This window comes from Shewanella halifaxensis HAW-EB4, assembly GCF_000019185.1.
GTDB classification, from domain to species: Bacteria; Pseudomonadota; Gammaproteobacteria; order Enterobacterales; family Shewanellaceae; genus Shewanella; species Shewanella halifaxensis.
Genome location: NC_010334.1, coordinates 1592377 through 1613705, shown reverse-complemented (window position 1 = coordinate 1613705; position 21329 = coordinate 1592377). Strand labels below are relative to the sequence as shown.

Below are 21329 nucleotides of genomic sequence, written 5' to 3'. Positions count from 1 at the left end.
CCTTATCTCTTACTAATGAGCTGTTTTTGAACGGTCATTTTGTTGGTAACCGTAAAATGTGATTCGTTATCCATTAGCGCTAATCCAAGCGCTGGGCGCATGTCATCGCTTAGGCTGGCAATTCCGGTTAAGCTGTCTAAAGAAAAGTCTGACGGTGGCGCCACAAGCGGCATGCTAGCAATGGTGTCAAACTGGTAACGTCTTGTTGTGCGGCCATACTGGCGACAAATGTTGTCAATTAAACCTGCTCTTTCTGCTAAGTCACTGTCGAGTAGCTGCAAACTCACCACATCCCAATCGGTATCACTCACTCGTTCATCAATGGTGATCCATGGCGTGCCCAGCTTTTCAAACATGTAATACCAGCCCTCTTTGCTCCCTGCGCCTTTGGCAAATTTAAGGGCGAACTTTACTCGCGTTCTATAAAGCTGCTCGGTTTCACCTGGTATTTGTTCAATGTCTCGTTCCCACGCTAACAAATGCACTAAGGCTAATTCGGCGGTCATGGGGTCGAGTTGCTTAGACGGGAACGCCAGCAAGTCGGCAAAGCGTTGCCAAAACAACACCGCACCTTGGCGTAGTTTGTCTATCTCGCTGGCTGGCCGCGCCAACCAGTACGGCATTTTGGTTAGGCTGTGCCAATTGATTTTGTCTAGTCGCATCATTTACGCATTACCGTTATCAATGGTTAACTCGCCAATACGAGGCACATCGTTACCGCTGGTAATATCCATTTGGTGCCAGTTCAATGACTCAAGCCCTGCAAATTCTTTATGCAATTCTTGGCCTAAGCGGCTAAAGCTAAAGCGGCTAGCGGGCTCGGTTCGCGTGGCGTTGTAGTTGCTGTTTTCACGAAATGCGCAGCGAATAAAGTCTTCAACACCTGCCAGCAATGCGCTAACTTCATCGGCTAGCAACGCTGATTGTGGGTACACGGTTACGCCAATGTTGGTGATCACCGCTGGCATGGCCATAACCTGCAGATCATCGCCATGGCCATGAAAGCCCTTTTGCATCACGTACTCGTTTAAGTCATTAATCAGTGCGCTTGATGGCTCGCTCGTATCAAGCAAAATAAAGGCATTCGCGGTACCTGGACCTCGCGGCGCATCATGTTCAAAAAACAAGTTGTCTGCGTTAAGGCCTGCGCGTTCGGTTAGCATGGCGCGGTAAACCGCATCGATATGCCAAGGCGCTGCTGCGGTAAAGGCGTTGCGGGTACGTAACTTTAAATCTTCGTTGCTTTCAGCATCGGCGCCGAGTACATCAATCCAATCAGCTTCATTGGTAACACTGCCAATGCCGGTGACTGACTCAGGCAAAATATGGTAATAGCCTGCGCCAAGGTTATAGGCCGCACCTGCATGTTCAGCCGTAACGAGTACCAACACACTGGCGGCGTTCTCGGCTAAGATCACATCGTCAATGGTTAACACGCGATACACCACGCCGTTAATGGCATCGGTTTGTATTACGGTACCAGCGCTAATCAATAGGCTTGGGCCACTACTGGCCGCACGTAGAAATTTGATTTTGCCCTTGGTAAATTCGGTCTGCTTACGGGTTAAATCATGCTCCCACGCTTTAGCCTCAATAAAGGCATCGTCGGTGGCGGTTTGTAAAAACAAGTTAGGTAAGATTTTTTCAACCAATACCTTGTTTACAATCCACGTGGCAGGCTTTGCCACTATGGCAGTGAGCAACCGCCAAAATGGCGAGAACGGCGCATCGTTAGCAACAATACAACCCGCCTCTTCAACGTCTTGCTTAAATAACGCTTTCCAGCCGTCTTCCGTGGTTGGAATGCCTGCATCTTCAACTATTTTTTTAAAGTTAATGTCAGACACTGTTTTTTCAGCCATGGTTATCTCCGTCTGTGCCAGTAGTAATCGCCGTACTTAACGGACCAAAATTAATCGTGTCGGCAAACACCCACCATTGACCGGCTTTTACTTGTTCCACTTTTACCGTGCCCGGCATAATGCGTAAGTCATCTTCAACCAATAACGTAATGCGGGTTTGGGTGTCGGCCGTTACGCCTGTGCCTCTGTCGCTCACTAATAAATTGGCAAGACCAGACTCAATAATCGCGTGCACAATGTCTTGGGCGATAACCGCACGTTCAGTTAAATAAGTTGGGTTTAATCCGGCATCTAACACCAGATCACCATGCTGAATATGCAAATCACGAAACAGGCAATCACTCATCCGTGCATCTCCACATAGTTCATAAAGTTCTCGTCGCCCTTAGCTGGGTACACGTTAACCGTGCCCACACTGGTTGATTTACTTTGGTTAGCCGTTGACAAGTTTTGAGTAATACCGCCGCGCTCAACACGGGCTTGAACGGGGGCCATTGCAGCCACGCTTGGCATGCTTGAACTCGACATTGATGCATCAATATCAACACCTGGTATTAAATTCAGCTTGTCGATAATCCAATCCATCGAGTCATTGAAGATGGATTTAACCCCGCCCCATACGGAGGCGAAAATGCCAGTAATAGCTTTAAGCCAGCCCCAATCACTAAAGGCTGATGTAAGATCATCCCAGTAATAAATCAGCGCACCCACGGCAACTATTGCCCCAGCGATTCCGGCAACAATCCATCCCAATGGCGTGGTCATCATCAACATGTTTACAGCAAACAAGGTTGTTCTAAGTGCCGTTAATCCAGATATCAACAGGGTATTAATACCAGCCCAAGCCATCGCGCTTACACCATAGGCCGTCATTGCCATTTTTGCGGCGCCCATCATCACAGTAAAGGCACCACCTGCAATCACTAATCCCGTAAAGGCGATAGCGGTATAGCCAATATATTTAGTTAAATTAGGGAATGTTTCGGTAAACCAGATCACGTCGTGGCCCATATCGGCAATCCAGCCAACAAAGCTATTAAATGCAGGCAGTACGGCGCTTCCTAGCGCTGCGCGGATAACGTACCAGCTCTGGCTTAAGCGTTCGCTTTGGTCGGTCATGGCTGCGGCCATCTCTTCGGCCTTGCCCATGCCTTTAACTTTGCCAAGGGTATTGATTGAGTCGCCAAGGCCGTTAATGTCGGCCATTAATAACTTAACTGTGGCAACCGCTTCTTGTGAGCCAAAGGCTTTGGCTAATGCATCTCCCTCGGCCACATCTAAGGTGTCGCCATACTTGCCTTTAATTTGGTTGAGAATATCGACCATCGGCAACATGGCGCCTTGGGAATCGGTAAAGCTTAGGTTTAGCGCATCTTGTGCTTTACCCACACCCGCTAAAAATGATTTATATTTGGTGCCCGCTTCACTGCCCGACATGGTTGATTGCAATGTGCCTAAAATCGCCATCTGCTCATGCATGCCAATGCCTGCACTGGTCGCTTCTGCGCCTATGCTGGTAAAGGCGCTCGACATCTCCGAACCTGTGGTTTTAAATGCCTGCACTGCTGTGGCGGTCATGCCTGTCACTTGGGCAACCCACTCGCTTTTGCCCATGTCATTGGCTTGATTTTTGAAGATACCAAACATGGTGCCCATGTAATTGGTAATGGTGGCGGCATCGGCTTTGGTGGCCGTTGCCAACACGTTACTTGATAACGTAAACGCAGACAGATCGGCATCACTTAGCCCTGCAATAGCTGACTGAATATCGTAGCTAGAGCTCACAAATTCGGTAGCAGATTTACCGTATTTAAGTGCGTATTCGTAAGAGGTATTCGAAAGCTGTTTAAGTGCAGAGTCTCGTACGCCAAGTGATTTAACCTCACCTAAAACGCGGTCCATTTCAATGGCTGGCATAAGGACACTTTGCAACGCCATACCTGCCGCCGCCATGCCACCCACGCCCGTAGCCATTTGCATGGTGCCAGCTTGGTAGTTAGCTGCTAGACCATTAAATTGCTGGCTAATCTTAGCGATCGGCTTAGTGATTTGGTCTATCAGTCCAACGGTGAACATTAACGGCTTAGGTAAGCTCATGCTGCCTCTTTTAAAGAACCGCTGATGGCTCTTTCTCTCTATTTCTACTTACCACCGAACGCCTTGCAAACGGCGTTGGTGACGATGGCTTCTAAATCTTCGCGCTGACGAGTTAACAACCAAGCCGCGCGGGCAATACTGATTTCGCTGTCATCTTCGTGCGGTAGCAAATGCCGCCGCACAATGAGCAATTGCTCAAGCTGGTTGTTGCCTATGGCGTCAACCAGCGCATTTATTTTTTTACGGCAATTTCAATCGCTGGTGCAAACTGCTGAGTGAGTAAACCCGCAATTTGCATCGATGCACCTGGCGAGTTATCCAGAACGCCACGCAGCTGCTCTTTGTGGTCAGTGTCGACGGTACGCATCACCAAGTTATGGGCTGGCGCGACTTTGTTATCTGGCATAATTTCATTCAGATAAGCGTTATAGTCGTCTGTGGTCACGGTAAAGCTAATGTCACTGCCTGCGATGGTTAATACGATTGGCTTTTTCATGCTGAATCCTTGTTTTTTCTGTTATTAAAAAAGTCTTTTAAGTTAGTGAAACCGTCTTTCATTTGGCGCTCGATACGGTCGCCCAAATCTTTTACGTCATCTTTGGTGGCATAGTTTTCGGCCACATGGGTTTTATGGTCGCTTAGCTCTTTGGCGGTATTCTTTTGGCTGTTAAATATGCTGGCTAACAGCGGCACTAAGATTGTGAGCACAATGCCGCAAATCGCTAAGAACACACGGATCCAATCTAGGCTGTCATTCACTTCGCTACTCCCTTAATCTTTTCGACCGTGCGTAGGCCTGCAAGACCTAGCATGGCGAGGGTTAACTCCATCATTACCTCTAGCGGCAACTCTGGTGTGCCGGCATCAGGCCAAATCCATTGCAAAATAGGGTTAATTAAAAATGCGAATAAAAAGCCAAAGCCACACACCCACATTAAAAATGGTCTTGCTCCTGCAACAAATACTGAGCGATGTTGCGCGGCCATAGTGTTAGCCAATGCCTGCATCAACATCGGCTTTTGTTTAATTTCGGTGAGGTCGTTATCTAACTGCTTGCGCTCTTCGTCAGAGGTAAACAGCGCATCACCCGCTTTCCCAATGGCTTCAATTGGGTTGGTACCTAAGATTGTTGAAAACCAGCTCATGATTAGCTCCTATAAATGCACTACACGTTGCAGCCAGCCAAACTGATATTTCTCTTGGCTTTCGTCTTTCACTGCAATGTTGATACAAAAACTAATTCGCATACCACGCACTGCTTCAATCAATACCTTTAAGCCGTTTTGCTTACGATGCTCTACATACTTATTTAGCGCGTATAACGAACGACTACCGACAATGCCATCGGCCACTAAGTCGGGGTAAAGTGTTTGGCGGTTATTCAGTACGTTAAGCACTTGCTGCAAACACTTGCCTGCGCGGTTCACGCCTGAGTTAACCCCAAAATCAAACAACTGCTCGGTAAGTGTTTCGCTAATGCGGCAAATGTCATCAAGCTTTAAGCGTGTCCAGTAGCGGCCTTGATAAATCTTGAACGCTAACTCATAAGGCAAGTCGCGCATTGCCCCCTGATAACCATTTTCACGAGCAACACTTAATGTGATGCCATACATGGTTTCACCACCGCGATCTGTTGGGTCGTTAACGTACCCGCCCTCGCGGTCGATCAACTCTTCAATCAATCTGTTTTTTAAGTTGTTCATTGCTTTCGCTCACTTAACGTTTGGCAGTCAATACACAACTGCACACCTTTTACCGCTTGGCGGCGTGGCTCGGGAATATCCTCGCCACACCGGGCACAATAGCTAGCACTGGCTTTTGCTACGAGAAGCTTCGTGGCGCGGCCTGCTAAGTATTGGTTTAGGGCTCGCGCTTGCACTCTTACTGACTCGTCGCCTTCGTCCATGCTAATTCACTGCCTATTGGTTAATGTTTTCGATTTCATCTGGGCGCAAATACGGCACGCCATCGATGTGCACAAAATCAGGGTCGGTGACATCAAATGGGATTTTAAACAAGGATGCTTGACCACCTTTTTTGTCGATATCCAAGATATCGCTGAGCTTGATACGGCATCCAAAGGCTTCGACTTTTGTCTCGTCTTTTGCCGTTTTGGCATAGAACATAATGTCGAATGGCTTCATACCACGCCACGAACCCGCACTTTTAGCAGCGTTCGATATCAACTTAAAGTTGCTAGCATTTACCGATAGTTCACCACTGGCCGACACGTCACCATCGACATAGCCATCGGGTACACCGCTGGTTTGGCTTACGCCGCTATTGTCGGTAATGGCAAGGCTTGCCGTGTCAACTTGGATCATGGTGTCGCCTAAGTTGACGTTAAAATTCATTCCAGATAAACGCATGTCTTTCTCCTGCTGCTCTGGTTATTAAAGGTTGCTTAGATCAAGCATGATGTTGACGGTGATCTCTTTTGGGCTGTTGTAAGGGCGCACGACCATGTAGATCACCACACTCTTGTTCGTTGGCCACTCGATAGTAATATCGCCATCTTTTGGCGGTTGAATATCACCTGGGAACTGAATGCCTAAAATGGTGTAGCTCTTACTCATGATGCGCAGTGGCTTGGTAAAGTAAGCCTTGTTCATTTCGATGCTGTTAGGTGTGGAGTTAAGTACCCGATCAGCAATGCGGCGAATCGCTAAAATACGCACTTCGCGACTGGCTTTGTGCACTACACGAAGTTGCTCAATGTATTGATAGTCACCGCCTGCAGCGTCAAGGGTTGAGCCATCGCCCCAATAAATGCCCTCAAAGTCTGGGTACCACTGCGGCACACTTAAGCGCGCATTGGCTAAGGTTTCTAACGTGGCAAGTTGCAGTGGCTCGGCGCTGCTATCCACTGGTGACTCACTCCCAAGCGTACCTAAGCCCATTACGCTACCCGTTGCCACACGCATTGGGCTGTCGGCAATACTCACGGCGGCATTACATAAGCGGCCAGCGAGTACACCCGCGTTATTGCCATGCAGCTGCGGCACTGGAATTACTAAGTGATTGGCAAGGCCTGTGACTAACGCCACGCTGGCGGCTTCAAATTCGGACCACGTTTGGCTAGCTGCATCGATACCCGCTAGCGCAACAATGCCCGATACAAAACGGCCTAGCTTGGCTTGCAAGCCAAATAGGTAATCGTGTTTGTCGCTGATCTCTTTTGCGGTTTTGCTTGGGTCACAGAACACCACGGTTTCAAAGCTTTGCACTTCGTTGGCGCGGTCAATGGCAGCAAATACGTCTTCGTCAACGGCAAGTGGATAAACGGCTGCTGTCCAGTTTTGGCCAGCGTTTAACTGCGCGGCGATCACTTGGGCGCGCAATGGACTATCAGCAAGAACGGTTTCAAGATCCGTTTGTGCACCAACGCTAAACAGCTGGCTTTCTTCATCAACATGACCTGAGCGACCAACAAAGAGAAAATGGCATTCGATGGCGTTAACGTCACCTTGTCCCAAATTCAAATTGTTGACTTGTACTTTACCTAGTGACATGGGGTATTCCTCTTTATCTTTGATTAACTTTATCTATGATGATGGCTAATTGGCGCTGTACGTTTTCAGTGCTATCGCCTAAGAATGACCTTGCTTTTACTGGAATAGACCAATTTTGCTTGGGCTTCTTATTTCTTAATGCTTCGAGCGCCATTTCTGCCTGACCGACAGTCATACTTGCTACCAATTCTTTAATGGTCGCCTTGCGATAACCTTTGCCTTTGGATTTTCTGGCCTTAGCGCCTAACTTTACTAACGCCTTGGCCTGCCCTCTGGTAATTGGTGCATCGTAATCAGGTTTGCCATGGATGCGCTTCATTCTGGCTGCACCCATTTTTTCGGTGGCGCCCTCTTGATGAAAAGCAGCAATTCGGCCGGTTAATTTGTTTTTGTGTTTAAGCTCCAGTCGGTTGCCACCCGTGACGTATGGCTTTAATCCTTTAGCAAGCCGTTTTAATGACTTAGATTCGCTATTTTTTTTGCGGGGAGCAAAGCTCTTCCCATCAATATCTTCTTGCTTGCGGATCCGTTCTCTAGCAAGCTTTCGCTCATACCTGCCTAACGTCCCCAATATAAGATTTCGCTTTTTTTCTGGCAGAGATATCAACAACAACTGTTGCTTAAGGCTCAGCGCCTGCTTTTTATTTGGCGTAATGACGAGGCTCATTCATCCCCCCTTTGCTGCAGATCAACGCTTTCGGCAATATTGATAGGCACTAGCGATACCCGATAGCGCCCACCGTTAAATTGCACAGGGCCGTTGTCGTCGGGAATAAGCTCTATGTCATCCATCAGCTGCAGTTCGATTAATATCGTGGCGTTGTCTTTGCTCACTACATCGATGTCGATTTCTGGATCATCTAAGCCGTAAACATCGCGTGGCCATTCGCTGTCAATGAGGTAAGCCGATACTATGGCAAGCAGGTTGTATGAGTTAATGCGGCGGTGCGGAAACTGCTCGAATGCAATAACAGCGTTGTACTTCCACTTGGCCACTTGGTAACCGTCAATGCCTTTATCTTCACCGCTTAAAATCAGGGTACCGCGTTCTTGCCAGGCATCGATGTTGTTGGCCTTGATCACCGGCTGCAAACTGGTAAGTAAGAACTCGCATAATTGCTGCAGTTGGGTTTTAGTCTGATATTGGGTATTGGCTTGGCTCATAGCGAATGCACTCCCGCACGGCCAAGGCCTAACAATAAGCGCACGCTGCGGTTAGATTGGCCAAGCAAGGCATTTTGCTGGTCTTCATCTTGGGCTTTATTGTTGCCCGCTTCTTTTTGGTCGACGGCAGAAAAATAGCCCAGCAAGTCGGCATGGGAACGGGCATAGACTGCCGCGCGGTAAATGCTGACCTGCTGCTCACTGAAATCAGGAACTAGACTGGCGTCTAAGGCGAATGGCACATCCGTGTTTTCTGTGTAATTCAGTATTTGTTGTTGCACTTCGGCAACGCTGCGATTGAGAGAGTCAGCAATGGCTTGCTCTTCAAAGGTTTCAGGTATGCGGCGATGGCGGCGAAACTCGCCCGTTGACAACGCAGGCCAGCCGCTAGCTTTGTCGATATCGATGCTTGCTTGTGCTGCTGCCTCAAATCCAAAACTACTCATAGCATGTTCTCATTCGCGTTTAATTAGGTTCAGTGCGGTTAGCGTCGACGTGGTTATTAACAGTCACCCGTTAAACACTCGGCTAGCGCACTGGAGGGTTGGGAGTCGGTCCTTTGCACTTTTAACTAGGCTCTTGCGAACCGCTCTCTTGTGAGCCATAGGCTTCAAGTGCACGTATTCTCATTTCAATCTTGTTGCGTATGGTTTTTACCTGGGCATGCTTATGCAGGCTGGCGGCTTTTTCCAATAACGCATCTGCTTGCTGTAAGCGGTCAATGTCGCCCACTTGCGTTGGCTTAACCTCGCCGTTCGTTGTGCGCAGTAACGCCAAACCAGCGAATTTGTAATACTTGGCGGTAACCACTTCCGGTAATTTCCAACTATTCGCAACATGCTTAAACACCTGGCTGAAATACGGCTCAATGCTGTGGCCGTTATCTGCTTGAATCTCACACCAGTCGAATACAGCATCGCTAATAAACCCTGCCCATTGGCGGCGAATAGTGCGCACCATAGGTTGGTTAAGCTCAATGGCTTTGAGGCCGAGTTCAATGCCTTGGCCGAGATCGTCAACGTCGAATAGCCAAACCACGCAATAAGCAAAAATAGGATTGTCAGAAATAGCATTTTTGTCGTTCTCCTTGACGCTTTGTAGCGTTGCTACTGTTTCTAAGTACTCGGTGACAATGGGTAACCACTTAGGCAGTAACACGTCACGTTTATGGGCAACTTTGTCTGCCCGCCTTACCAAGCCCTTGAGGCGTTTTAAGTCGTCCTCAAGTTCGATAAGTTGCAAGTGCAGGCTTGGCGCATATTGCGCGTCACCTGTCAGACCTACTTTTTCGAGCTGCTTTTGGCTTTGGCGTCTTTCTCGCCAGGCGAGGATGCTAGCTCCGCCGACGGCTTTTTTATTTCGCTTGCCGCCTCTTTAATGTCACTAGCAGCTTCACTAATGGTTTCTGCGTTGTAGGCCAGATCACTAGATGCTTCGCTTACGTCATTGGCAGCGGTTTCGACTTTTCCAGCGGCTTGTTCCACTGTGTGGGCGGCATCGGCGACAGTGTCGGCGCTGTGCTCTAATTCGGTTTGAATGTCAGTGGCTATGACCTGTGAAATACGGCCATCTTCATCGGTAGTCACTTCTGCAGTAACCGACTTGTCATCACCAGTTGCAGGGTCAACGTGAATTTGCATATCTACAAAGCGAGCTTTTTGGGCAACTGCTTCATGGGCTTTTTCGATGGCTTGCTCTTCTTCACAACCAAGCAAGTAAGCCAGTAGCGCTAACGCTTCATTTGCGGGTTTAGCTGTCACGGCTTTATGCTCGGCACAATCATGTGCTTGCTTGGCTTTTTCAGCGTCACAACGTTTTTTAAAATCGGCTATAGCACTCATGGCAATATCCTGTTTAGTCGTTCTAGTAATGAGTTAATAAGGGGTTGATTAGGCACTCGTTGAGTGCCTAATTGGTTTACTTAAGCCACTGGCGCTGGTGCAGGGCCAATATTCATATTGGCTTCATCGATAGCCGCATAGCCCTCGAACTCTTCAACTGCATAGCCTTCCATGCGCCAGTACTTATCTTCATGCTGTTTGCGGTCTTCAATATTTTCAGACTTACGCGAACGAGTGCCCACTTGGGTGTAAATATGCAGATTAGAAAGTAAGGTCACGACGATGCGTTTACCTGGGAAGAACGGCGGCGTATAAGCACGTAAACCACCAATGGATTTATCCATCTGCTGCGCAGCCACTTTCTCGCTTGGCTTGTCAGCTTGGTTCATCATCTTGGTTTGGGCTGTGGCGGTTAAGTCACTACCCACTAACACGACTAAGCGAGGATCATTACGCAGTGATGGATGGATAAGCGTGTTTTTCAGTTCGGTAACAATGGCGTCAAGCGTCTTGTATTCACCGGGTTTTAAATCTGCCGTTACCGCATCAGGATTGAAGTAGATTGGGTCGGTAACAATTTGGCCTGCGGCTTTTTCTTTAACGATTTGGTGCCAGCCTTTGTTAACGTCTTCGCCCATAGGGTTGTTAACAGGATCTGAGTTTTCGGCAACCGAGGTACCATTAAAACCAACACGGAGTAAATCCAGCGCAAAACGACGTGTAGCGTTTTGACTCATCAGCTTTACAAACTCGTTTTGCCTGCCAGCATTTGCCCATACTGCCAGTGTTGACCACTTAACCGATGCACATGAATCAGTTTCAGTCAGCTCGTAATTGTGACCACCGACGCCGTTGACAGTGTTGAATCGACCGTCTTTTTTACGGCCTGTGGCAATACCATAATCACCGACTTTAACCACTTGGCCTTTAATCTGGTCAACGTCCATCATTGAGATCAGTGATAGAAACTCAACCTGCTCAAGCAGCGCTGCTTTTAGTTTGGTTTCCATTGGGCCAGTAACGCTGAATTGATGTTGCACATCATCAACGCCGTAAGCCGTTGCCATGTTGCTGGTATATGCCAGCAAACAGGCTTTTGCGACTGGTGTTAAAAAATTCATTTTGCTCTCTCTTGTTTAGTGATGAATGTCAGCTATCAATTGCAGCGAGTTATACAACCGAGAATTGTTCACCAAGACCAGCAGGATCAGGCTCTTGGCCGCCCGTTTCTTGGCTTAGCGTTTTAAACTGAGTTTCCATACCATCAACTTTGGCGGTTAGGCTCGTTAGCGTTTCATTAAGCGTGCTGAACTGCTCTGCCGTGATACCATTTTGCGGCTCACCTGCAGGCGCTTGCTCTTCTTCGGTTTCTGGCGGCTTTACACTGAAAGCTTCTGTTTTTGCTTCAAGGCTTTCTAATCGAGTGCCGATAGATGCAAATTGGCCCATCAAGGCTTCATGCTGTTCTTTAGTCATGGGTTCTTCCTCAGAAGTGTTGCTTACATGCTCAGTGCTGTTTATCTGATGCGGCGTAAGGGATTTAAAAAACTTGCCTACAATGCTGAAAAACGCCTTTTGGTTTTCAGGGGTGATCAGCTCTTCACTGTCTACTGCTGGGTAGCTAATAACTAGCTGCTCTGGCGCGCCGTATTGGTGCGTTTCAAGACGCTCTTTAGCACCAAATTTAAGGCGGTCAGTGCCAAGGCTTGCAGGCTCATCGGTAACACCAAGGCCTGTTAGGTAGGCTTTGCCTGTGGCGGCAAAATTCGGGTCAAGCTCAATCGAGGTGTAGACCTTTTGGTCATTCTCGTTAGCCATAATAAATTGGGAGTTAGGGTTCAACTTACCAAACAGCACTAACTTGCCGTCATGCTCTTCGGTTTTCACTTCTATCACGTCACCCCACGCGCCATACCAACGGCGGTGATCAGGCCAAATGCGCGCACCATAAGTTTTAGGATCATAGGTTTCAGCAATATCGACTAGCCATTGACGTTCAATTGGGACATTACGAAACGTTGCGCCCTCAGTTGCGATGCGTACCCAGTCTGTTTTCAATTGGCTCATTACATAGTCCGGTTAGTGGTTTGAATGCGATAAGTTGAGATATTGCAGGCAGCATAGCCAGCTGCAACGGCGCTGGCACTCGGTTTGGTTCGGAGGAATTCGGATATAGGGCTATATCCGAAACAGGCCGAACATTAGTCCGTTATTGCCTTGTAACTTATGAATACACTGCAGGTCAGTTGGTTTATTTGTTCACTACTTACGGAGTCGAATCACTCACGCATGGCCTACTCTCCTGAAATTCGCGAAGCGGTAAAGCGGCTCTATTTAAGGCGCTGGACACCGGACGAGATCCGTCTCGAACTCGACCTGCCTAATACGCGGGTGATTTACTTTTGGGCTGACAAATACAGTTGGCGCGATCTGCTGCGCGAGGAAGAAGTCGACGAGGCCATTGCTCGGCGCATTGTGATGCTGACCGATATCGCTGATAAATCTGGCGGGCAACTTAAAGAGCTCGACATGCTGATTGAAAAGCATGTGAAGCTGAAAAAGCAGCGCTTAATCAGTGAAGGCCATTCGTTCGGTGCTAATGGCAGTACTAAGAACAGTGGCAAAAATAGCAAAGGCAGCGATCAGCAAAATAATGCAGCGCCAAGCAAGCGTAAAGGTCGTAAACGTAAGAATGACGTTAGCCATTTAACCGAGGAAGATTTTAAAGCCTGGTACGCTTCATTATTTGAATATCAAAAGGTGATGCATGAAAACCTGCATCGGCGTATTCGTAATATTCTTAAGTCGCGCCAGATTGGTGCCACCTATTACTTTGCCGGTGAAGCATTCGAGCAAGCGGTACTTACCGGGGATCCGCAAATATTCCTCTCGGCTTCACGTTCGCAGGCCGAAGTATTCCGCACCTATATTGTGCAAATTGCGCAGCAGTTCTTTGAAATAGAATTAACCGGTAACCCGATTGTATTGCACACCGCACACGGTGATGCCGAGCTAAGGTTTCTGTCGACGAATAGCAAAACCGCGCAGAGTTACCACGGCCATGTGTATGTGGATGAATACTTTTGGATAGGCAAGTTTGATGTACTCAACAAACTAGCCTCTGCTATGGCCACCCATAAAAACTGGCGCAAAACCTACTTTTCTACCCCATCAACCAAAGCGCACCCCGCTTACAGCTTTTGGACGGGGGATCACTGGCGCCGCGGTATGAGTGATCGCGAAGAGGTGGAGTTTCCCACCTTTGATGCCATGCGTGACCGTGGCCGGTTTTGCCCCGACAAGCAATGGCGCTATGTGGTCACCATTGAAGATGCCCTTGCTGGCGGTTGTGGACTGTTCGACATTGAGGAGCTGCGCGACGAATACAACGACGATGACTTTAAAAACCTGTTTATGTGCATTTTTGTTGATGATGCCGATAGCGTATTTAAGTTCAGCGACCTTGAAAAATGCATGGTCGAGTCGGCTCGCTGGCAAGATCACAAACCCAAAGAGCAACGGCCATTTGGCAATCGCGAGGTTTGGCTCGGTTATGACCCATCACGAACGCGCGACAATGCCACCTTAGTAGTGATTGCACCAGGTGAAAAGAAAGGCGAGAAATTCAGAGTACTTGAAAAACACTATTGGCGCGGCTTGAACTTTTCCCATCACGTAAGCGAAATACAAAAAGTCTATGCCCGTTATCGAGTCACTTACATTGGCGTTGATACCACAGGCATTGGCGCGGGCGTGTTCGACTCGATTAGCACCTTATTTCCGCGCGAGGCCACGGCGATTCATTACAGCGTTTCAAGCAAAACTCGCTTAGTACTGAAAATGATTGATGTGGTTGAAAGTGGCCGCATCGAGTGGGACGCCTCCCACAAAGACATTGCCATGAGCTGCTTATCAATACGCAAGACCACCACCGACACAGGCGGGGCTATCACTTTTAAAGCCAGCCGCGATAACGTAACCGGCCACGCCGATGTGTTTTTTGCCATCGCCCACGCCGTTATTAACGAACCACTGAACTTTGCACATAAGAGAACATCATCATGGACAATGCAGCATTAGCCGCCACCGAAGAGTTAGCAACCGAAACAGAAACGGCTAACGCGCCAGTGGTGTTTAGTTTACCCGAGCAAGTGATGCCTAACATGTGGCTCACCGATTATGATTCACTGTATTACAACGACGGTGAACAATATTGGGAACCGCCCGTTGATAGACATTTGCTGGCTAACTTAACCCGTCGCAATGCCCAACATGGCGGCATAGTGCAAAGCCGCGCCAATATGGCGACTAGTCGTTTTGTCTCTGGCAGCATGACTGCCCAGCATGTTGAGGCTACATTTTTAAACTTAGTGCAATTTGGTGATGTGGCACTGCTTAAAGTGCGCAATGGTTTTAGGCAGGTGGTGCGCCTGTTCCCATTACCTAGCTACCGAACCCGCGTGGGTAGTGATGGCGGCGCGGTAGTGCTTGAGCGTAATAACCAAGTAAAGCGCTATAAAGCCAAAGACATTATTTGGGTGCGCCAGTACGACCCAGTGCAGCAAGTCTATGGTTGCCCTGATTATCTCGGAGGGTTGCAAGCGGCACTGCTCAATGAAGATGCCACACTGTTTCGCCGTAAGTACTACATCAACGGCGCGCACATGGGCTTTATTATGTATGCCACCGACCCAAACTTAGATGCTGATGTCGAGAAAGACATTAAAGAGAAGATCCAAGATTCTAAAGGCGTGGGTAATTTTAAGTCGCTATTTGTCAATATTCCCAACGGTAAAGAGAAAGGTTTGCAGATCATCCCCGTGGGTAATTTTGAATCGAAAGACGAGTTTATGAACGTGAAGAACGTCAGCTCCCAAGACGTACTAAACGCCCATCGTTTCCCTCCTGGCTTAGCGGGCATTATCCCATCTAACACCGCAGGCCTTGGCGACCCGTCAAAGTATGATGAGGTTTACTATAAAAATGAGACTAAGCCACTGATCAGAAAATTAGTCGATGCTGTGGCGCAAGATAGCGAAGTCGGGGGCAGGCTGTCACTAGTGTTTGATTTGGGATAAAGGCTGTAGTGTAGCTACACAGCTACACTACTCGGTGCGTTTGCGTTACACCCGCTTAACAGGCAAATAGTGGTTAGCTATGATTGCGAAGTGATGGCCAACTATTAATTTCCGTTTAAGCAACTTGCTATGTAACTACTTAGGTGATGGGTAAAGGGTTTCATAACGAATAGAAATACAGTTACCACCAAGTTCTTCTAATACAGCTTTTGTTGTGCCGCTTTCATAAACAGATTTACCAGCAAGTTCAGAGTTGTATTTATAATCTTTATATATAGTTTCTCTGACTTCGTTGCATGATTTTCCAGGGAAAGTTACCATTTGCATTAAGGTGCTGTCACAATTACCGTCTACTCCTGGAGCGATAGACAAAGTAGCATACCCCCATGTGCCATCGTTATATTTCCTAATATTTAGCGATGAGAATATTCTATCTGATGGACTGTTTTTTGGGGCTGAAGACCATGCTCCACTAGCCCCACCTTTACCATTTAAAAAACTATCCATTTTTTGAATTTCTTGAATGCATTGGTTAACACCCCATTCTTCAGCATGTTTTGTAATAACACCATCAAACTTTTCCGTTGCATAAGCTTGGCTAGAAAATAAAACCAAGAATGACCCAATTAATATTTTTTTCATTTTATAATCCATTTTTATTTATATATTCTAATTATATAACGCCGTATTAAGGGGTGAGCGATGCTAAATACCACTGCTTCGACAAACAACTTAAAACGCAAAAGCTGAATTAAAACTAAAACTGCCAAGCGTTGCGAATCCAGCTTAAATGCCTCGTTATGTACGTTTTACCGTGTGCACTGGTACCCACCCGATTTCATCCGTTGACCTTGATACTCGATACCAAGAATTTAGTTCGAAAAGCACTGATAGTTTTTCACCTATAACTGTATTGAACTCCAAATTATCGTAATCTTGAAGCAAGATGCCCGTAGAACTCCCCACGACATTATCGATGTATTGGATTGGAGCCCAAGCTTGATCACCCGCGTCATTGGTTATAAAAATCCAATTGTGAAACTCATCATCCATTTCACCAAGGGTGACTATATCGCCTCGCTTCAAATAAACCGGATTTGGGTATTCTGATAGATGCCCCTCAATTACAACTACTTTCACACACCCCCCAAAAAGCACGTAACATCCTTTATACGACCTAGCAAGAAAATAACCTACTATAACCAGTGAAATGGCTAAGGATGTTGATCTATATCGATTTTATAAAAAAAATATCTCACATGACAAACATTACCATTACTGACTTACAATACTGTTCAAAAACACAGTATAGTGACGTAAACTAAGCTGATTAAATCAATTGGGAGATTGTGATGCGAGTGCTTTGTACTAGCTGTGGTGAAACAGCCATTATCGGTAAAACAAATCGGCTGAGTTTGGCCCATGCCGATTTGTATTGTTCTTGTTCTAACCCAGAGTGTGGCCACACTTTTGTAGCAAACCTAAGTTTTAGCCACACTCTGAGCCCAAGCGCTCAAGCAGCGAGTGCTATTGTGTCGGAACTTGCTCGAGCCCTCTCCCCAACTCAGCGTCAACAGCTGCAGCAGGAACTAAACCTTCTGTGATATGGTCACGTTCATATATTGCTAAAACATCGGAGATTATCGCATTACAGACATCTTTTTCATCCTCTGTATCTAAGTTAGAAAATAGGCCATTTAGCATGTCCACTTTCTGGTACAACATAGATTCAATAGTCATTTTATGTAATTCCATCATTGGCACACCAACTGCGGTGCCTCACCTATTATTCACATTTTTCGTAAATTCTATGATTGCCAAATTTGAATTCTAGTTTTCATTGAAAACTTGACTAAAGAAACAATCCTTAACCTCTACTACCAGGCCCTTTGCGAGTAGGCCCTTTTCTTACAGGTGATTGGGGTTCTGGTTCTGGTTCTGGTTCCACCTCAAGTGCTTGACTCAATTGTTCCAGCTGTATTGCTAACTCAAAGCTCTTCCGCAACGCCTCATACTCAGCTTTAGCCCATTGAACAGCGTCACCTAATGATTTAAACCCCTTTTTAACAACTTTTCCTGAGCCATCAATTACGATATAGCCCTTAATGACTTTCTCACCATCGATTATTTCATAGACATAACCAGCGCTAAACCCACCAAATTTACTTTCACATTTAAATTTTGTCATTTCAGTTTCTTCTACATAGAGTTTAATTTGTACGACTAGAGTTTCACACCAACTGCGGTGCCTCACCTATTATTCATATAGATAAAATCGTGCAACCACCTACTGCGCTATTTGAAAAAATGCCACAAACACACTTTGAAAAACGCGCAACTAACAGCTTTCATTGAAAACGACCCAGAGCAAGATTAATACGAATATAAACGCTGACAATGCTGCCCGTCAACAAAAATTAAAACAAAATCGTTGTAAATCAGCAATTTGCACTAACTTGGATACAAGTATTTTGTATCCTATCAGCTATCAGAAATACTCAAACTCGCTACTCTCTTCATCAAGCAAGCGCTCGAACTGCAACTGGCCGTTGCTCACCCACCAAATTCGTCCCGAATCAGTAAAAACCCTTAAACTTTTGGCAAGCTGCTCAAGCGAATAAGGATCGACTACACCATGAGAAGCAAGATAACGGCGCGACTCCTCTGAAAATCCAGCTGTTTGCTGCAACAAAACCGACTCTGTACAGTTATTCCCACAAGTCCGAGTATCGCCGCTGCCGCGACTCTTAGAGCAAGAGCAACTGCCAAGAGCAACAGCTTTAGGCTGCTTCCACTTTGGCATAGGCAGTTTGTCTTCTTTGTTCTCAATACTGGTGTTGGTTTTAAAAATGGCAGCACGCTCGGCTTTGAGCTTCTTATAACTACCCTTCTCGTTTTCATCCATGGTTCTAAGCGTCCACTTTTCACCACGGGTAATGAGTGACCTCACTTTGGTAATGCCATCATTGGTGGCCAAGGCGCAAAGCCCAAGCACGCGCTTGGTCATTTCGCCAAACTCGTTGCCGCACTCGGTTTCTTCATATTCGAGTTTGATAGGGTTAACCGCTAAAGCCTGTTCAAAGGCTTTCCAGTTTGAGCTTTCAGCTGCAGCCCTGGCATGTTCGATTTCGGCAGGTTGCGGGCACTCTTTTAAGCGCCTAAGTTCACGCCATACTTGAACTGATGAAGAGCCGAAAAATTGAAACTGTCGCAAACGATAACGGCTAGCCCAAGCCGCCGCATTTGCTGCACCGTCATTTGCCGACAAGCCAGATTCAAAATCTAACTCGCCTTGCATGTGCTCACCTTTAATGTTCTTTGAAAGGTACTTAACGATGTAGCCCACTGCCGAACCTTTGGCTTTATCTATAGGTTCAATCTCTAACCGGTGTTCTGCGGCGCCCTCTTCATCGCCATCAACCTCAAAGGCATACTTTTCGAGTAAGTCTTTGAGTACATCGCTATGGTCTGGATGGACGAAGATCAGCATATGCCAATGCGGTGTGCCGTCTTTATGAGGCTCGCTAACACGTAAGCCTTGAATCTTGATTTTGCGGTATGACAAAGCAGAGCGTATTTTGCTCCATTGGCCTGACAGGTAGGCTTGAGTAAATTGGGCGTTTTCGCAGTTCCACTTATCTGAATTGAAGTGATATTTACTCGGGGCCGTTAAGGTCACCATAAAGCCCACTTTGCCGCTTTCTTCTGCCACCTCTTCTAAGCCACGCGCTCTAACAATGAGTTCGACAAATCGATTCGATGGATTAGCAGTGCCTGCCATAGCCGCATCAATCAGTGGCAAAATCACCCCTGATTCAGATTCAATCATGGTGTTCTCTAACCACTCACGACCACTTCTTTGCTGCTCGCACCACTCGTTAAAACTCTCACGGCTTAAATAAGGGCTGTCTTCACCCACTAGGCCTGCTGCTACATTCAAGTGCTCACAGCATAAATCACGTAATGAGCGCAGTTGATTAAGCCACCATTTAGGGCTCGTCATGCGCAAAATGGCGCACTCTGCCGCCTCAATAATCTGGTTTCGTTTTACGTCTGAGTAATAAGGCGGCTTAACTTGCCATTGCTTACATACTGCAGCTGCAGCGTCATAAGCCTTTAAAAAAGCCACATCACCGCTGTAATGGTTGGCGGTGTCTTTCACTTCATCTAAAACAATCAGAGCCAGCCGATTAGCAACATCTTTGAGGCGCTTGCTTTTGCGGTATTTAATTAAATCAAACCCACCTAAATGCGTGGTTCTTCTGCCGTTGCTTTCGTTAACGTGCTTTGAAGTGGTACTTAAAAAGCTGCCCACGTTATGGAATGGGTACTTGAGCCACACCTTATTAATAAAGTCGGTAGTCTTGCGCAGATAGATATTGGCACTGCGTAATCGCTTACCTGAGTTACCACCCGTTAAGCTAAGGCGGCGCTGATACTCTGTACTGATTTTAAGACGGATGTTATTAGGCAGGTGGCTCAAACGCGCATTGGCAAAACTGCGATTACTATTTAGCACCGTATGGTTTGGCGAAACCTGCTCGAGTAGTTCGTTAACCTCTTTCAGTGCCTGGCGAGCATTGCTGTTCTTTGGCAATTCAGCGGTTTTATAGCCATCAAGAAAGGTTAGCTGTTGGTATTGCTCAAGCGTTTTGGGCTCAACTTTTTCAATATGTTGATAGTTAGCCGCAAACAAACACGTGCGCCCTTGCGGCGGTGTTTTAACTAATCCACAAAAAACAGCCGAGGGCAATGCCTCGGACTGTGGTGATAATGTAGGCCTATACATTACAAGCCCTCAAACCCATGATGTACCCGCGCTTTTGCCAACGTGCGCCGAATGCCTTTGGCTAGGTTGGTAAGCTCATTACCCAGCGCTTGCCAATACAGGCAATCAAGTGCACCTGAATATTTAGCGATGGCAATCAAGTTGCTGTTATCAATTAAACCGTCGTTATCGATAAGTGTTTGGATCTCTCTAACGAGTGACTGCTTATTGCTACGAAAGTGTTTTAGTAAGTGCTGGAATGCTGCGTTGCTCATACTAACCGCTCCGCTTCATCTTGCTTTGCATTGGCGATGCACTTAGGGCAGGCCGTTGAACAGACCTCATCGATAGTTTCGTAACCGTGCCAACCTACAGCGGCCGCTTTATCTACTGCCTCCTCGACGGTGCTAGCTGTGGTCACGTAAAATTTCTCATCACACATAAAGCAGGTGATGGCAAACAGGGTTAACTTCTCAACTTCGCTTATCTCAACATTAAGGAGTCTCATACCGCCTCCAACTCATTCAAACTCACGCCTAACTCACGTGCCATTTGGAAATCCTCAATGCGACGGCGACACGCTTTGGCACGTCGGTCTTCTGCGGTCACTTTTGGTGGACGGCTGGCATTGCCTAAGGTGCGATTTAAAAATGCAGTGCGAATATTGAAGTTTTGGTTATTGATAGATTCAGTTAATGCGCTCATGCTGCAGCCCTCGCTTGAATTTGATTAAGTTCTTCAAACGCTTCTAGCGCGGATTCCAACTCAAAGCACAACCAAAATAGCGACTCGTCATGCAACACGTACAACGCGACCTTTTTTAGCCCGATTACCATTCCGCGATACTTCGCAGCAGTAGTTAACAAATTCTCAGCCAATGCCTGCACATGATGGATATGAATATCCGCCATCAATTTGCGCATGGCTAAATGCTGTGGATTGCTAAGATCAAAAGCGGGGGTGTTGGCTGCTGGCACTGAATGAGCCACGTTATTTGAATGAGTCAT

31 protein-coding genes are annotated in these 21329 nt (G+C 46.9%); 3 read left to right on the top strand and 28 right to left on the bottom strand.

What is annotated here, in order from left to right; genetic code table 11:
• Nucleotides 1–2: 2 nt before the first annotated feature.
• From SHAL_RS06880 to SHAL_RS06795, 19 genes are all read right to left on the bottom strand, one after another.
• A complete protein-coding gene (locus SHAL_RS06880) occupies nt 3–665 on the bottom strand; it encodes a hypothetical protein (protein WP_012276447.1) in 663 nt (220 codons plus the stop codon).
• Entirely contained in the window at nt 666–1862 is a 1197-nt protein-coding gene (locus SHAL_RS06875) for a baseplate J/gp47 family protein (RefSeq protein WP_012276446.1), read from the bottom strand. It abuts the gene before it with no gap.
• The gene (locus SHAL_RS06870; RefSeq protein ID WP_012276445.1) at nt 1855–2208 is read right to left on the bottom strand and encodes a DUF2590 family protein; all 354 of its coding nucleotides are present in this window, start codon (nt 2206–2208) and stop codon (nt 1855–1857) included. Before SHAL_RS06870 ends, SHAL_RS06875 begins: the two co-directional genes overlap by 8 nt.
• Nucleotides 2205–3959: a phage tail tape measure protein gene (locus tag SHAL_RS06865; protein WP_012276444.1), complete on the bottom strand. Its 1755-nt coding sequence runs from the start codon at nt 3957–3959 to the stop codon at nt 2205–2207. The genes SHAL_RS06870 and SHAL_RS06865 overlap by 4 nt, the downstream gene beginning before the upstream one ends.
• 44 nt (nt 3960–4003) lie before the next feature.
• Nucleotides 4004–4141, bottom strand: coding sequence for a DUF6890 family protein (locus SHAL_RS23220; protein WP_190273657.1), 138 nt, complete (start codon nt 4139–4141; stop codon nt 4004–4006).
• 50 nt (nt 4142–4191) lie between these two features.
• A complete protein-coding gene (locus SHAL_RS06860; RefSeq protein WP_012276443.1) occupies nt 4192–4455 on the bottom strand; it encodes a putative phage tail assembly chaperone in 264 nt (87 codons plus the stop codon).
• On the bottom strand, nt 4452–4718 hold the full coding sequence (locus tag SHAL_RS06855) for a hypothetical protein (RefSeq protein ID WP_012276442.1): 267 nt from the start codon (nt 4716–4718) through the stop codon (nt 4452–4454). Before SHAL_RS06855 ends, SHAL_RS06860 begins: the two co-directional genes overlap by 4 nt.
• Complete coding sequence (locus tag SHAL_RS06850; protein WP_012276441.1) at nt 4715–5104, bottom strand: 3TM-type holin; 390 nt, start codon at nt 5102–5104, stop codon at nt 4715–4717. Before SHAL_RS06850 ends, SHAL_RS06855 begins: the two co-directional genes overlap by 4 nt.
• Nucleotides 5105–5113: 9 nt before the next feature.
• The gene (locus tag SHAL_RS06845) at nt 5114–5662 is read right to left on the bottom strand and encodes a glycoside hydrolase family 108 protein (RefSeq protein ID WP_012276440.1); all 549 of its coding nucleotides are present in this window, start codon (nt 5660–5662) and stop codon (nt 5114–5116) included.
• Nucleotides 5659–5865, bottom strand: coding sequence for a TraR/DksA C4-type zinc finger protein (locus SHAL_RS06840; RefSeq protein WP_012276439.1), 207 nt, complete (start codon nt 5863–5865; stop codon nt 5659–5661). Before SHAL_RS06840 ends, SHAL_RS06845 begins: the two co-directional genes overlap by 4 nt.
• A 13-nt stretch (nt 5866–5878) precedes the next feature.
• Nucleotides 5879–6328 carry a phage protein gene (locus SHAL_RS06835; protein WP_012276438.1) on the bottom strand — a complete coding sequence of 150 codons (450 nt, stop codon included), beginning with the start codon at nt 6326–6328 and terminating at the stop codon, nt 5879–5881.
• A 24-nt stretch (nt 6329–6352) separates the two neighbouring features.
• Entirely contained in the window at nt 6353–7471 is a 1119-nt protein-coding gene (locus SHAL_RS06830) for a DUF2586 domain-containing protein (RefSeq protein ID WP_012276437.1), read from the bottom strand.
• A gap of 13 nt (nt 7472–7484) precedes the next feature.
• Nucleotides 7485–8138, bottom strand: a complete 654-nt coding sequence (locus SHAL_RS06825) for a phage virion morphogenesis protein (RefSeq protein ID WP_012276436.1) — start codon at nt 8136–8138, stop codon at nt 7485–7487.
• Nucleotides 8135–8635 (bottom strand): phage tail protein, encoded by a 501-nt coding sequence (locus SHAL_RS06820; RefSeq protein WP_012276435.1) that lies wholly within the window; start codon nt 8633–8635, stop codon nt 8135–8137. Before SHAL_RS06820 ends, SHAL_RS06825 begins: the two co-directional genes overlap by 4 nt.
• Nucleotides 8632–9081 (bottom strand): head completion/stabilization protein, encoded by a 450-nt coding sequence (locus SHAL_RS06815; RefSeq protein WP_012276434.1) that lies wholly within the window; start codon nt 9079–9081, stop codon nt 8632–8634. The genes SHAL_RS06820 and SHAL_RS06815 overlap by 4 nt, the downstream gene beginning before the upstream one ends.
• A 121-nt stretch (nt 9082–9202) precedes the next feature.
• Nucleotides 9203–9877, bottom strand: a complete 675-nt coding sequence (gene gpM, locus SHAL_RS22545; protein ID WP_012276433.1) for a phage terminase small subunit — start codon at nt 9875–9877, stop codon at nt 9203–9205.
• Nucleotides 9878–9915: 38 nt separating this feature from the next.
• Nucleotides 9916–10476: a hypothetical protein gene (locus SHAL_RS06805; protein ID WP_012276432.1), complete on the bottom strand. Its 561-nt coding sequence runs from the start codon at nt 10474–10476 to the stop codon at nt 9916–9918.
• Between the two features lie 80 nt (nt 10477–10556).
• A complete protein-coding gene (locus tag SHAL_RS06800; RefSeq protein ID WP_012276431.1) occupies nt 10557–11597 on the bottom strand; it encodes a phage major capsid protein, P2 family in 1041 nt (346 codons plus the stop codon).
• 49 nt (nt 11598–11646) lie between these two features.
• Nucleotides 11647–12543, bottom strand: a complete 897-nt coding sequence (locus SHAL_RS06795; protein WP_012276430.1) for a GPO family capsid scaffolding protein — start codon at nt 12541–12543, stop codon at nt 11647–11649.
• Nucleotides 12544–12765: 222 nt separating this feature from the next.
• Here SHAL_RS06795 and SHAL_RS06790 point away from each other — a divergent pair, with 222 nt between their 5' ends.
• Both SHAL_RS06790 and SHAL_RS06785 read left to right on the top strand, forming a co-directional pair.
• Nucleotides 12766–14556, top strand: coding sequence for a terminase large subunit domain-containing protein (locus SHAL_RS06790; protein WP_041415888.1), 1791 nt, complete (start codon nt 12766–12768; stop codon nt 14554–14556).
• On the top strand, nt 14538–15554 hold the full coding sequence (locus tag SHAL_RS06785) for a phage portal protein (protein WP_012276428.1): 1017 nt from the start codon (nt 14538–14540) through the stop codon (nt 15552–15554). Before SHAL_RS06790 ends, SHAL_RS06785 begins: the two co-directional genes overlap by 19 nt.
• 135 nt (nt 15555–15689) lie before the next feature.
• On the opposite strand, the gene SHAL_RS06780 is transcribed toward SHAL_RS06785, so the two are convergent.
• A complete protein-coding gene (locus tag SHAL_RS06780) occupies nt 15690–16196 on the bottom strand; it encodes a hypothetical protein (RefSeq protein WP_150102070.1) in 507 nt (168 codons plus the stop codon).
• A gap of 156 nt (nt 16197–16352) precedes the next feature.
• Nucleotides 16353–16694, bottom strand: coding sequence for an SH3 domain-containing protein (locus SHAL_RS06775; RefSeq protein ID WP_041416290.1), 342 nt, complete (start codon nt 16692–16694; stop codon nt 16353–16355).
• A 212-nt stretch (nt 16695–16906) separates the two neighbouring features.
• On the opposite strand from SHAL_RS06775, the gene SHAL_RS22540 reads away from it, so the two are divergent.
• Nucleotides 16907–17158: an Ogr/Delta-like zinc finger protein gene (locus SHAL_RS22540; protein WP_012276425.1), complete on the top strand. Its 252-nt coding sequence runs from the start codon at nt 16907–16909 to the stop codon at nt 17156–17158.
• Here the strand turns inward: SHAL_RS22540 and SHAL_RS23215 are convergent.
• From SHAL_RS23215 to SHAL_RS06740, 7 genes are all read right to left on the bottom strand, one after another.
• The gene (locus tag SHAL_RS23215; RefSeq protein ID WP_190273656.1) at nt 17082–17294 is read right to left on the bottom strand and encodes a hypothetical protein; all 213 of its coding nucleotides are present in this window, start codon (nt 17292–17294) and stop codon (nt 17082–17084) included. The genes SHAL_RS22540 and SHAL_RS23215 overlap by 77 nt on opposite strands.
• A 127-nt stretch (nt 17295–17421) precedes the next feature.
• Nucleotides 17422–17742, bottom strand: coding sequence for a hypothetical protein (locus SHAL_RS06765; protein WP_150102069.1), 321 nt, complete (start codon nt 17740–17742; stop codon nt 17422–17424).
• A gap of 300 nt (nt 17743–18042) precedes the next feature.
• Complete coding sequence (locus SHAL_RS06760) at nt 18043–20343, bottom strand: replication endonuclease (RefSeq protein WP_012276423.1); 2301 nt, start codon at nt 20341–20343, stop codon at nt 18043–18045.
• Nucleotides 20343–20597: a hypothetical protein gene (locus SHAL_RS06755; protein WP_012276422.1), complete on the bottom strand. Its 255-nt coding sequence runs from the start codon at nt 20595–20597 to the stop codon at nt 20343–20345. Before SHAL_RS06755 ends, SHAL_RS06760 begins: the two co-directional genes overlap by 1 nt.
• On the bottom strand, nt 20594–20830 hold the full coding sequence (locus SHAL_RS06750) for a hypothetical protein (RefSeq protein ID WP_012276421.1): 237 nt from the start codon (nt 20828–20830) through the stop codon (nt 20594–20596). The genes SHAL_RS06755 and SHAL_RS06750 overlap by 4 nt, the downstream gene beginning before the upstream one ends.
• Nucleotides 20827–21027, bottom strand: coding sequence for a hypothetical protein (locus SHAL_RS06745; protein WP_041415884.1), 201 nt, complete (start codon nt 21025–21027; stop codon nt 20827–20829). Before SHAL_RS06745 ends, SHAL_RS06750 begins: the two co-directional genes overlap by 4 nt.
• Nucleotides 21024–21329 carry a hypothetical protein gene (locus tag SHAL_RS06740; RefSeq protein WP_012276420.1) on the bottom strand — a complete coding sequence of 102 codons (306 nt, stop codon included), beginning with the start codon at nt 21327–21329 and terminating at the stop codon, nt 21024–21026. The genes SHAL_RS06745 and SHAL_RS06740 overlap by 4 nt, the downstream gene beginning before the upstream one ends.